Origin of the sequence: Thermoactinomyces daqus, from assembly GCF_000763315.1 — a bacterium.
Lineage (GTDB): Bacteria > Bacillota > Bacilli > Thermoactinomycetales > Thermoactinomycetaceae > Thermoactinomyces_A > Thermoactinomyces_A daqus.
Genome location: NZ_JPST01000025.1, coordinates 25819 through 38689, shown reverse-complemented (window position 1 = coordinate 38689; position 12871 = coordinate 25819). Strand labels below are relative to the sequence as shown.

Genomic DNA, 12871 nt, shown 5'->3' with positions numbered 1-12871 from the left:
AGGGAACACCATGGGGACGCTGATAGTGCTGATCGTATTTGCGCTGTTTCTTACGGCGATCCTTACCGGGGGGTATAACAAAACCTTCTTGGAACGCGTAAAAAATAGCAAAGTATGGGATTGGCTCACCACGGTGGACCATAAGAAGATTGGGATTTTATACTTTCTGTCGGGTTTCTTCTTCTTCCTGGTCGGCGGAATCGAAGCGCTGTTTATGCGGTTGCAATTGGTGGTTCCCCACAACGACCTGTTTGTCGGGGATACGTTTAACGAATTGCTGACCATGCATGGAACGACCATGATCTTCATGGCGGCGATGCCGATGATCTTTGGTCTGATGAATGCGGTCGTTCCCCTGCAGATCGGTGCGCGGGACGTCGCTTTTCCCTTTGTCAACGCGCTCGGGTTCTGGCTTTTCTTCGCCGGCGGGCTTTTAATGAATCTCTCCTGGATTTTCGGCGGTGCGCCGGACGCTGGCTGGACTTCTTATACTTCGCTCGCTTTGAACAATTACAGTCCCGGACCGGGTGTCGATTTCTATGTGCTCGGCTTGCAGATTGCCGGGATCGGAACCTTGATCGGTGGTCTGAACTTCATGGCCACAATCATCAATTTGCGTGCTCCGGGCATGACTTTTCTGCGGATGCCGATGTTCACATGGACCAGCTTTGTTACATCAACCATCATCCTGTTTGCTTTTCCTCCCTTGACAGTCGCTCTTCTGCTGCTCATGTTTGACCGTTTGTTCGGTTCGCATTTCTTTGATTACACCATGGGTGGAAGCGCTGTAATCTGGGAGCACTTGTTCTGGATCTTCGGCCATCCGGAAGTGTACATCGTGATTTTGCCGGCCTTCGGGGTGATGTCCGAAGTAATCAGCACATTTTCGCGTAAGCGCCTGTTCGGTTACACTTCGATGGTGTTTGCGACCGTTTTGATCGCATTCCTTTCCTTCATGGTTTGGGTGCACCACATGTTTACCGTTGGACTTGGACCGGTGTCGAACTCTATCTTTGCGGTGGCGACAATGGCCATTGCAGTGCCTACCGGGATCAAGGTGTTCAACTGGCTCTTTACCATGTGGGGCGGCGAAATTCGCTTCACGACAGCGATGCTGTTTGCCATCGGGTTTATCCCGACCTTTGTGATGGGGGGGATGACCGGGGTGATGCTTGCTGCTCCGCCGGCTGACTTCCAGTACCAGGACAGCTACTTCGTCGTGGCCCACTTCCACTACGTACTTGTTGGCGGTACCGTGATGGGATTGTTTGCCGGAGCTTACTACTGGTGGCCGAAAATGTTCGGCAAGATGCTGAATGAGACCATCGGAAAAATCCATTTCTGGACATTCCTGATCGGGTTTCACCTCACTTTCTTTCCGCAGCACTTCCTGGGACTGTTCGGAATGCCGCGACGCGTCTTCACCTACCAGCCGGGCATGGGGCTGGACAGTCTCAACCTGATCAGTACTATCGGGGTAGTGGGAATGGCCATCGGAACGATCGCTTTCTTGTACAACATCTACTGGTCGTTCAAAAAAGCGGCTCCTGCTCCGGCCGATCCGTGGGACGGGCGTACGCTGGAATGGGCGATTTCGTCACCTCCGCCGGTTTACAACTTTGCCCAATTGCCGTTGGTGCGCGGGTATGATGCCTGGTGGATGGAAAAACAGGCAGGAAACAAAAGTTTGCCTCCTGCTGAACCGCTCGGCTCGATTCATATGCCATCTTCATCCTTCATTCCCATCCTGATGGCGCTCGGATTTTTCATCGCCGGTTTCGGGTTCATCTTCCGCGGCGATTTCGTCGGTGCAATAATCGGGTTGGTGCTGGTAATCGTTTGCCTGTTCTTGCGTTCATTTGATCGTGATCATGGTTACCACATTGAACCGGATGAGATTGAAGAAACGAATAAGGGGGTTCAGGCATAATGGCAACACATACGGAAGCAAGCAGAAGTCCCCATATGCCGAACCATCTGGAGACGGCCACATTTGAGGGCAGAAATAAAGTTCTTGGATTTTGGTTGTTCCTTGGGGCAGAAACCGTTCTTTTCGCCTGTCTGTTTGGTACCTATCTGGCTTTGCGGCATCAAACGATGGGCGGTCCATCCGGACATGAACTGTTCGATTTGAAATTGGTCGGTTTGGCCACGGCTTTCCTTCTCACCAGCAGCCTGACCAGCGTACTGGCCATTCTGGCGATGAACCAACTGAAAAAGAAGGTAATGATGTTCTGGCTGGCAGTAACCGTTTTGTTGGGACTCGCCTTCCTCATTTTGGAGATCAACGAGTTTATTCATTATGTGCATGAAGGGCATACTTTTACGAGCAGTGCCTTTGGCTCTTCCTTCTACGCTCTTGTGGGCACGCACGGAGCGCACGTAACTTTCGGGATTATTTGGATTTCCACACTGATGTTGCAAGCTGCCGGACGGGGCATCACGGAGGAAATGGCTCCCAAACTGTTTGTGGCCAGTCTGTATTGGCACTTTATCGATGTTGTTTGGGTCTTCATTTTCACGCTCGTGTATCTTCTCGGAAAGGTGGGGTAAGCGGTGACAGAAAACCAACATTCCGATAATCACGCCGTATCACCTAAGCCGGAAAGCGCGGTCAAACACTTGATTTCTTTTCTGATCATGATTATACTGACGGCGGCAGCTTTTTATGTGGTGATCAAATCGGGCTCTGTCGTTGCCGAACATCTTATTCTGCCGCTGATTCTCGTGTTTGCCGTCATCCAGGTTTTCCTGCAGCTGTTCACCTTCATGCATCTTGGACAGAAAGGATCGGCTTACTATGCGATCTTTATCATGCTGGGAATTGTGATTGCGGTAATTTCTGCGGTAGGAATTATTTTGATGTAAGAAAAAATGCCCTCTGCCAGCGACAGGCCGGAGGGCATTTTTTCTGAGAAAGTGGTCGGTCAGCGGGCACCATGCCGGAGAATTGCATCCCGGGTTGAGCCGAAAAAATGAACGGTTTTTTGTAAGGAGGTTATGCTTTGTGCAAGGAAGTGTGATTGCGCTGGTCAGTACATCGTGTACCACGATCAGCGCTATTCTGATGGCGATCGGATGGGTGATGATCCGACGGGGCAACGTCAAGGTGCATCGCCGTCTGATGATTGCCTCCGTAATCTTCGCGGCGGGCTTTTTCGCCCTTTATATGTACCGGACGATGTTTCTCGGAAACGTGCCATTTGGCGGACCTCATTATCTGTTGCCGTATTACACGGCTTTTCTTACCTTCCACATCACGGTGACTTCAATCGCTCCGATCTTGGCGGTAATTACACTTTATTTCGCCTATAAAAAGCGTTTTGACCGTCACCGTGCGTTCGGCCGCTGGACGGCACGGATCTGGTTTGTTGGGGCGATTACCGCGATCACAACCTATCTGATCCTGTTTGTCATCTACCCGGCAAATACGACAACGGATTTGTTCCGGGCTTATTGGGGTTTTTAAAGGGATGGACATCCAGCCTGTTGTATGAACGGATCGGGGCCTTTTTGACTCCATGCCGGAATGAAGGGGGATTTTGTTTCCAGTGGACAGCAACAACACAGAGCGAAACTTCAACGGTACAGGAAAAATCCTCTCTTTGTTGACAGCGGTAACTGATCAGGGAAAAAAGATATCTGCCACAGAAAAAATGATCAAGAAAATGCCCTTTTCCGATGGAATTTTATTGGGGGGAGTTACCGGCTTGGGCTATTTTGCCGCTTATCTTTCGGATGTGAGTTATAAAGGGGCTCCCCTCACTCTATGCGGATGTCAGTTTGAACACCGTCATTTTGGCTGTCGCTTCGATTGTTTTTGTCATTCTGGTACTGGCCATGTTTTTGCAGCGGCCTTATGCGATGCGCTACGGCAAATTTGTTTTGCCGGTGATTCTCCCCTTCTCCATCGGTTTGTTACTCGGGCTGAAGCTGGATTATCAATTCAAGCAATCGCTTTGGGAAATTTTTTTCTTTTTCCTTGTATATGTTCTGCTTACGGCACTCCTGTTGTTCTTTGCCATGAGACAAAATTGGCTGCTGACAGGATTGGCACTGGTGATGATTGTCATTTCCGTCTCCAGGGCGAGCGGTTACATTATCGCCTCCAACCAGACGGAATACCTGGTGACACAAGGCTCCTCACCGTATGTGGTGGTGGATACATACAAGGATGGATTTGTAATGATGCCGGTCGATCTGAAGAGGCATGTGATTTTGCCCGAAGTGCTTTTTGTCGACCAGGCCGAGCAAATCAAAGATTCGTTGCGATTGAGGGAGATCAAAACGGGACCGTTGACGGTGGAGGGAAAGAGAGATTGAGTCCCGGCAAATCATAGAACGACGCACAGCCAATGCGGAGGGGCTGTGCGTCATCGTTAATCGGCCGTATAAAAGTCAATTGTTTTATATTTGCGAGAAATTTGTGTATCAACATATAACTTCCACATCTGTTTGGCACACTCTTTGGAACAGATGGGAGATTCAAAGCTAACCTCTACATAATGCGCTTCCTTGCCGCAGATCGAGCAAGGAGCCGTTTTTTTGGCAGGGAGGAGTAAATCTTCGCTATTCAAGATTTGGTCTCGTTTCAATGAAATCATCCTCTCCGATGCGGACTGGTGGGAACCGTGTTCCCTTCCTCATAGGAGGAATCAGACAAAAAGGGGTTAGTCTTACAATCACTCATTTTTATTTTCTCATAAAATTTATGTTTCGTGAACCCATATTTACCAATCCGCTGACGTGCAGCTGCGAAAGGAGGGGAGATCAACCGAAAAAGATTAAAAGCAAAATGCCGGTAATGAAGAAGGCGATGGCGATCCAAAAAAGGCGGAAACCGATCCTTGCATTTTTTTCACGTTCTTCGGGGCTTTTCATATTTTCGACTACTGCATCCATATATCCGCTATCCCATCCCTTCACTTTATTTTTTATAAAATGAAAATTCCCAATGGTATTTTTATTATACTGAAAATGTCCCGGAGACATCCGGAAGAGTGTGAGTTCGAACCAAGTACCGGGTGGGGATGTGGAGCAAGATCCATGTTTATCATTCGCTGCTGGAAAGGGGATTAGAGGTGAAGAAGAGTTGCCGGTAACGCGAATAAATGCAGAAAAAAAGCTCACCCGCAGAAATTTCCTCAAAAAGGGGATTCTTGCGGCAGCAGGGCTTTTCGTATTGGGACTGCCCGGTTATTCATTTTTTGTGGAAAAAAATCAGCTCGAGATCAATCGGATTCGCATTTCATCCCCGAGACTTCCTGTTTCTTTCAAGGGTATGAAGATTGTGCAAATCAGCGACCTTCACTTTGGATTTTTTTATGGTCCGGAGCAGTTGCAAACGCTTGTGGACCAAGTGCGGTCTCTTCATCCCGATCTCTTCTGTTTTACGGGGGACTTAATCGACCGCCGCTTCTCCCGCGGTGAGGCGATAAAGGTATCCGATCTGTTGAAACAAATCGACGCTCCTTATAGAAAGTTCGCCATCCTGGGCAATCATGATTATTGGGGTGATACGGCTTTGGTGAAGGACTGCTTGACCAGTGCCGGTTTTCGCTTGTTGATCAACGAATGGACGCTCGTGAAAAAAGGGAATGATGTTATTTCTGTTTCTGGCCTTGACGATTTGCTGAACGGGAAACCGGATCACTCAAAAGTTTTTAACGATGCCCGATTTGATCTCGATCTTTTTCATTTGATGCTGGTCCATGAACCGGATTTTGCCAAGGTTATCTCCTCTGATCCGGTCGATTTGCAATTATCCGGTCACAGCCATGGCGGTCAGATTAACCTGCCATTTTTCGGCCCGCTGTTTACCCCGCCACTGTCCAGGAAGTTTTCTTCCGGGTTATATCAAATCAATGAGCGGCTTACCCTCTATACAAACCGCGGCATCGGGACAACCATCTTGCCGTTCCGGTTTGCTTGCCGTCCGGAGATCACGGTAATCGAGTTGGGGTAACAAAGCTCGTTCTTGTTGAATCATCCTCTGTGGATTGAAAAGGAGGATTGCAATGGATCGGGAAAACACTTTGGCTTATACCGCTTGGTGAGGCATTCAATCAATGACCCACTTGCAAGGTGGGAGATATTGCAAGAACGGCCAAGGGTGGAATCCGGTGATTACTTTTTTGTTGTGCAATAACCTCAGGATGGTGTTGGAGCAGTCGAAACGGTGACTGAAGATATGGGCCGAAACTATTCATGTGTTGGGAGGTTTACGATGATTAGCTTTAATATCTTTATAGGGTTAATTTTAGGACTTCTATTTTTCCTGGTTCGATTACCTTATTACATAATAAAAAGAAAATTTTTTAATTGGCAAAAAGTCCTTTTGAAATCATTTTGGGTGTATATATTGTTTGCTTGATAGGTGTTACTCTTCTGCCTATTCCTTTTGATAATTCAGATCCGTTGGTTCGTATGTATCCGGAGAAAGATAATTATATTCCCTTTTTTAGCATTTATACTACCGCTACACAGGCAGTATCGCCAACCATCGCGATTAAGCAGATTTTAGGCAATTTAGTTATGTTAATGCCTCTTGGAGTGATTCTCCCATTTATTTCGAAGAAAATAAAACAATCTGTTACAAGAGCAGTCTTTATCGGTTTTTTGGTTAGTCTATCCATTGAGTTGTTACAGATTTTTGTCTCTCTGTTAATCAACTATAAGTACAGGAGTTTCGATGTTGATGATATTATTTTAAATACTTTAGGAAGTTTTTTGGGGACTTTGTTATTTAAACTTATTTACCCTTATATCATTGAACATTATCAAGCCATTCACCATACGGGGAGCAACTGAACAGAAAATCCCGATTGCTGCGGATCGTTGTGATTCGTTTTTTATTTTGATGATTCGAATGGGGTGATGGAAGAGATTGGCGGATTGTTGCCTGCACCGTAACCAAACCATCGAGTAAGGGGAGGTTGCCCATATTGCGGTGAGTATTACGATTACAGTTGTTGGATCGACAGGGAAACCGGACGAAAAAAGGCGACATTGCTCTATTGAAGCAAAGCGCCTTTTAAATTGAGAGTGTGGGAGAGAGTTTGCCGCTTCAGAATGGCGGTCTCTTCTTTGATGCGCAAGAGGACGACCAAAAAGGATGAAGGTTCTTCAAAATGAGGGCAATGAGCTGAGTTTTCAAACCAGATAAGGTCTTTTTTGGGTGCTTTCAACTGCTCGCAGAATTTTTCCTGCAGTTCAAACGGAGAGAGGTAATCATACCGGCCGACGCAAAAATAAGCGGGCACCTTGAGCTCGGAAATCTCGTTAAACAGGTTCATTTGCATGATTTTCGGACCGAGATGTTTCATCGTAAAGCGTGTTCCCTGAAAAAAGCGCCACCAGTCGGCCAGGGTGTATTCTCGCGAGAACAGTCCGCGCCTGAGAAAGCTGAACAGGCTTCCTTTGCGTACATCCCCACCGAATTTGGACAGCCATTTGCGCTGCACCAACAGATCCCGAATCCGGCGATACGGTGGATAGCCGATCCGGTTTAGCGCGCGGACGGCAAAGAATTTTTCATTTTGGCGCGCGTAAATCAGGACCATTTGGTAGGAAATCATTTCTCCGTGTTCGACATCAGTCATTTGCCCGATCCCGATATAGGCGTGAATCAGTTCCGGGTATTGCTTGGCGACGAGAGCGGCGACGATGCTTCCCCATGAGTGTCCGGCCAAAAACAGTTTTTTCTGTCCGAATCGCTTTAAGAGATAAATGATGAGTTCGTGTGCATCGGCAACGAGCTGTTCGATGGTCAGTGAAGCCGGATCGAGCCGTTTTGAATAGGATTTGCCGCTTCCGCGCTGATCCCAGTTGACGACGATAAAATGCTTTTCCAGCTCCTCTTGATAATGCCGGGCAAAACCGATTTGCGCGTGGCCCGGACCTCCGTGGATAAAGAGCAGGAGGGGGTGTTTGGTATCGCGGCTGCGAATCAGGACGGACTGACTGATTCCGCCGAGCGGTATTTTTTCAAGCACGGCAATGCTGCTGGTGATCTTTTTTCTTTTTTGATCCCGATAGGGAGGGGTAAAACTTTTAAACATCAGATACCCACCTTTCAGTTCACACCAAATCCTCAGTTGGGTATGAAATATTCTGCATATTCCTTTTCCTTCCTTCAAAAAAATGATATATTTCGCTAATGTTACAAATAACTTTTGTCTATTGATGTGAAAAATGCGGGAAATCCGGCGGGAAAAGCAGATAAATCAAAAATGGTGCTGAAAAAAATCCCCCCCGATCCCGGGGAGGATGAATTGAATGATTGGTTTATTCGGTGGAGATGGATGGGTCCGCCTGTTGTTTTTGCGGGATAATTTGGATGAAATGGCGGTCGAGATCCTTGAGCAAGTCTTCGACTTTTTGCGCTTCATCCCACTGTTCGGAAAGGATGAGCTCCGTGTGGTAAAGGCCCAGTAATTCTTGCAGATCTCTCACCCCTTTTTCGCTCAGCGGTTCCATCGCCACTTTGGCCGCTTTGGCGATCCGGCGCATGACGGCGGCTTCATCCAGACCCAGTTCCGGTTGCAGCCGCTGGTAAACGACACCGCCCGTCATGCCCGAACAGATCCACGGTCCCGGGTCCCCGAGAACCACTGCACGTCCATCCGTCATATATTCAAAAGCAAATCCTTTGATATTGGCGCGATTTCCGATCATGCCGAGTTCATCCCGCAACGGCTCCTTGATGTCACCGGCAATGATGATGTCGGCGCCGGAGAGGCGAATGCCTGCACGGGAGTCCGCGTTGCCCTGAACGATAAACAACCCTTTTTGCGCGCCGTAGCAGAAGCTTTTTCCCACAGAGCCGTTTACATAAATGCCGTTCCGGTTGCGTGTTTTGAGAATGGCGACCTTGCCGCCGAAGGCTGTTTTCCCGACACCGTCCTGCGCTCCGCCATGAACGGTTGCCGAAATGCCGTCGGCGTGGAAGGCGGCAAATCCGTTCCCGGGAACTGAGCCGTCCGTAAAGGAGAAACTCCACTTCGGCAGGGAATGATAGCTGCCATCCAGCCGGTTGCGGACCCGGGTTCCGGAAAGATCTGAGAGCAACACCCGGTGAGCGCTGTGAATGCCGGCAAACGTGTGCGAATATTCCTGGGTTGCCGAAACGGCAGATTCGGACATCACCAGCGATGCTCCCGCGGCAACGAGAGCCGGTGTTTCCGTTTTTTCCTTCACCCCAATATTGGTCCATTCTGAACTGAGGCGCAATAGCTCAGTCAGATCGAGTTTATCCTGCTCTCTCACCTGCTCCAGGAGATCGGACCGGCCCACGAGATCCTGGGCACGTTTAAAGCCAAGCTGCGCGGTGAGCCGTTTCACTTCTTCGCCAAATGCTGTGAACAAGGTCATCAGTCCGGCGACGGCCAAATCGAAGTCCCGGGGTACAAACCGGCGAAGTCCGTGTTCTTCCGCTTCTTCCGGTGTTTCGATTTGCGTGGCGATCCCGACATGGCAGGTGTCCAAGTGACAGCCGCGACAGGTGGTACACCCGATGGCGAGCATGGCCAGGGTACCGAAACCAATCCGGTTTGCACCGAGGAGCATCAGTTTCACCGCGTCGAGCGCGCTGCGCATTCCGCCGTCGGCCCACAATTCGACCTGATCGCGAATGCCTGCCTCGATCAACGCATTATGTGCGGCCTTAATGCCGATTTCCGCCGGAAGACCCACGTGTTGCAACGCATGAATCCGGGCAGCCCCGGTTCCGCCATCAAATCCGCTCAGGGTGATAATGTCGGCGCCCGCTTTGGCAATGCCCACGGCAATCGTTCCGATATTGGGCACGACCGGCACTTTGACGATCACTTTTGCCTGGCGGTTGGCGGTTTTTAATTCGGTGATGATTTGCGCCAAATCTTCGATTGAGTAAATATCGTGGTTATTGGAGGGCGAAATCAGGTCGCTGCCGGGTGTGGCGTTGCGGGCCGCTGCCACTTTGGCCGAGACCTTTTTGCCGGGCAGGTGGCCGCCTTCCCCGGGTTTTGCCCCTTGGCCGATCTTGATTTCCAAAATGTTGGCCGAGTTCGCCAGTTCGACATTGACGCCAAATCGCCCGGATGCGATCTGATGACCGCGCGTTTTCGGATATTTGCCGAGCATATCTTTGATTTCGCCACCTTCGCCGTTCAGGCTGATCATGTTTAAGCGGTCTGCCGCTTCGGCATATGCGCGGAAAGCCACCTCGTTCTGGGAACCGAACGACATCGAGCTGATCACAAACGGCAAGTCGTGATCTCCAACGCGGATATCCACTTCTGCGGGATTGATCCCCTGGTCTCCGCTTTGCCGCAAATCGGCCACATGGCGCAGAGAGACAGGGTTCTCTTTTTCCAGGTCATTTAATTTTTGCGCAAATTCGTCATATTGGATCGAACCGCCGGCCAATTGACCGATCGATTTCCAGATGCGCGGCCAGAGGTGGAAGAGGCGGGCTGGTTTGGCTTTGTCGCTATGGAAATCGGTTTGTCTCTCCTCTGCATCCTTCTCCATATCACGCCAGTGGAGACCAGCCTGGTCAGAGCCGCAATAATTGACGATGCCGAGTGTGTCCGCCACTTCGGGGCTTAAACCGATGGAGGAGAACAGGCGGGCGTAACCGCGCAGTTCATGAATTCCGATGGTGGAGATGATTTTTTCCAAGCCTTTGTTAATTGCCTGAAAGAGTTTCAGGGCTGATTTTTCCTCTTTTTCGGCGATTGTGGCAAACATGAGATATGGCGAGACGGCATCTGCTCCCAATCCGATAGCGACAGCCAAGTCATGCAGGTTGCGCATGGCCGCGGAACGGACGACAATGCTTGCCTGACGGCGGAGGTTTTGCCCGTCCGGCCCCGTTTCCCGTTTTAACGCCTGATCCACTGTCGAGATGCCCAAATGCGGGTCCAGGAACAAGTTGTCACCCTGATGGCAGCCGTTATCATCGAGCAAAAGGAGGTTCGCTCCTTCTTTTACGGCTTGGACCGCATCTTTCCCCAATTGTTCCAATGCTTGTTTTATTCCTGTTTTCCGCTGATAGGAAAGGGAAAGACGGGTGACTGATCCGGTTTGCTCAAATCGTTCGATCAGTTCCTCGAATGAGAGTGTAGCCGAATCGAGGCAAACTTCACCGGCTTGCGCACCTTCCACGAGGATCGGTGAGGGGAGCTCCACTCGGACAGCTTCCGTTTGAGTCGAGGAGAGCGAAGGGCGCGGGCCGATAATGACGCGGGTGGAGAAATGCTCCATTTCCCGTTCGCGGTCAATTGCCGGGTTGGTGACGACAGCGACACTCTCTTTGATATAGTCGGGAATGTTTTGTCTCACCTTGGCAAGAGCCGCCAGCGGGCCGTCATGTCCCAGGGAGCGAATCGGATCAACCCCGGTATCGGCCATCTGCTCCACCAGTTGAATTTGTTCACGTTCCCAGCCAAACGCCGCATATGCTTGGTTTGTGGCCGGAGGGATGATTGTATCGGGCTTGCCTTTTCCCGTCGGTGTGGACAGGTAGGATTGAAAACCGCTGAAATCTGCACGCTTCTTCGCCCGTTGAAGCACAATCTGTTGCAGTTCGTGATGCTGCAGCACCTTCACCTTGGGAGCAAGCCGGACCCCGACCGTTTCTCCGGGTGCGAGCGGCTTCGGTTCACTGACCATTTCTCTGGCGGGGATAATTCCCTGTTCGGAACTGAAGAACAGGACGCGATCGTTTTCCACCAGCCAAAGGGGTCTCAGGCCGAGCGCATCAACGCTGAAGGCACATTCATCCCCGTAGCGGGAAACAATGCCGGCCGGCCCTTGGGCGAAAGGTCCCCACGTTTGCCTGTAGTAAGTGTATAAATCTTTCAACTCGGATGGCAGGTGCTTTAATTCATGCAAAATGGGCGGGAAAACCATTTCAATGGCTTCAAACAGACTAAACCCGTAATGATGGATCAGCGTCTCGAGCAAGCGGTTCAGATCCTGCGAATCACTGCTGTCATCATCAAGGGGAACGCCGATCATTTTGGCCTCGTCCCTGAGCTTGCGAATGGTATTGATTTCTCCGTTATGACCGAGCAGGGAAAAAGGTTGAACACGGAAAAAATTAGATAAAGTGTTGGTTGAATAGCGGTTGTGGCCAATGGTGACGACTGATTTGAATTCAGGGTCGTTGAGGTCGTCAAAGTAGTCGGGCAGAAGGCTGGCGGCGCCCATCAGTTTGTAAACAACCGTCGTATTGCTGAAGGAGGCGACTTGCACCGGAAATTTCTGTTCAATTTCCACGACCAGGTCGAATAAACGGCGGGGCAAGTTCTGATCACTCTCCGCCAACACGGCCAACTGCCAGAAATGAGGCTCATCCAGAAGTCCGTTTTTTCCCAGGACGGTGCTGTTTACCTGGTCAAGTTTTTGCGCCACTACTTGCAATCCGTTCTGCGCGAGGAGACGCAAGATTTCATTTTTATGATGATCGGTTTGTTTTCCGAGTTTGGGTAAAAAGATGTGAGCAACGGCAAAGCGAGGTTCATGTACGATGGATGAGGGGAGTTTGCTCTGGCGGGAAGATTCCCTCGCCCAAAGGTCACGCGGAATATCGGTCAGGATGCCGCAACCGTCCCCTTCTCCATTGATAAATCCGGAACGATGTTCCATCTTGATCAGGGCTGCGATGGTATCCAGCATGTTTTGACGTTTGGGTGTTCCATCTTTTTCGATCACGGCAACAATGCCACAACTGTCATGTTCATTGGCAGTCAGGTTTTGGAAGCGCCCTAAGTCTGCTCTTCTTTTCACAGGAACGGTCATCGCTCCTCCTCACCTCCGATATGATAATGTCTCCCCTTTCCCTGACAGAAAATTTTGGATAGAGGAGTTATGGTTTTTTAAAAAA

At 49.8% G+C, this 12871-nt stretch carries 10 protein-coding genes; 7 read left to right on the top strand and 3 right to left on the bottom strand.

Translation table 11 applies throughout. From position 1 onward, the window contains the following. Nucleotides 1-10 precede the first annotated feature (10 nt). From ctaD to JG50_RS0111905, 5 genes are all read left to right on the top strand, one after another. On the top strand, nt 11-1930 hold the full coding sequence (gene ctaD / locus JG50_RS0111925) for a cytochrome c oxidase subunit I (RefSeq protein WP_081943897.1): 1920 nt from the start codon (nt 11-13) through the stop codon (nt 1928-1930). Then, nucleotides 1930-2553: a cytochrome (ubi)quinol oxidase subunit III gene (locus JG50_RS0111920; protein ID WP_033101338.1), complete on the top strand. Its 624-nt coding sequence runs from the start codon at nt 1930-1932 to the stop codon at nt 2551-2553. The genes ctaD and JG50_RS0111920 overlap by 1 nt, the downstream gene beginning before the upstream one ends. A gap of 3 nt (nt 2554-2556) precedes the next feature. Further along, nucleotides 2557-2868 (top strand): cytochrome C oxidase subunit IV family protein, encoded by a 312-nt coding sequence (locus JG50_RS0111915; RefSeq protein WP_052154265.1) that lies wholly within the window; start codon nt 2557-2559, stop codon nt 2866-2868. A 139-nt stretch (nt 2869-3007) separates the two neighbouring features. Further along, nucleotides 3008-3469, top strand: coding sequence for a DUF420 domain-containing protein (locus JG50_RS0111910; protein WP_033101337.1), 462 nt, complete (start codon nt 3008-3010; stop codon nt 3467-3469). 314 nt (nt 3470-3783) lie between these two features. After that, nucleotides 3784-4323 carry a hypothetical protein gene (locus tag JG50_RS0111905; protein ID WP_033101336.1) on the top strand — a complete coding sequence of 180 codons (540 nt, stop codon included), beginning with the start codon at nt 3784-3786 and terminating at the stop codon, nt 4321-4323. A 447-nt stretch (nt 4324-4770) separates the two neighbouring features. Here JG50_RS0111905 and JG50_RS19730 read toward each other — a convergent pair whose 3' ends face one another. Then, entirely contained in the window at nt 4771-5130 is a 360-nt protein-coding gene (locus tag JG50_RS19730) for a hypothetical protein (RefSeq protein ID WP_152568571.1), read from the bottom strand. A gap of 160 nt (nt 5131-5290) precedes the next feature. Here JG50_RS19730 and JG50_RS0111895 point away from each other — a divergent pair, with 160 nt between their 5' ends. Continuing rightward, on the top strand, nt 5291-5965 hold the full coding sequence (locus JG50_RS0111895; protein ID WP_160173863.1) for a metallophosphoesterase: 675 nt from the start codon (nt 5291-5293) through the stop codon (nt 5963-5965). 356 nt (nt 5966-6321) lie between these two features. Further along, nucleotides 6322-6810 carry a VanZ family protein gene (locus tag JG50_RS0111890; protein WP_081943895.1) on the top strand — a complete coding sequence of 163 codons (489 nt, stop codon included), beginning with the start codon at nt 6322-6324 and terminating at the stop codon, nt 6808-6810. A gap of 203 nt (nt 6811-7013) precedes the next feature. Here the strand turns inward: JG50_RS0111890 and JG50_RS0111885 are convergent, their stop codons facing one another. Both JG50_RS0111885 and JG50_RS0111880 read right to left on the bottom strand, forming a co-directional pair. Further along, complete coding sequence (locus tag JG50_RS0111885) at nt 7014-8060, bottom strand: alpha/beta fold hydrolase (protein ID WP_052154263.1); 1047 nt, start codon at nt 8058-8060, stop codon at nt 7014-7016. Nucleotides 8061-8286: 226 nt separating this feature from the next. Next, the gene (locus JG50_RS0111880; RefSeq protein WP_052154262.1) at nt 8287-12786 is read right to left on the bottom strand and encodes a glutamate synthase-related protein; all 4500 of its coding nucleotides are present in this window, start codon (nt 12784-12786) and stop codon (nt 8287-8289) included. Nucleotides 12787-12871 lie beyond the last annotated feature (85 nt).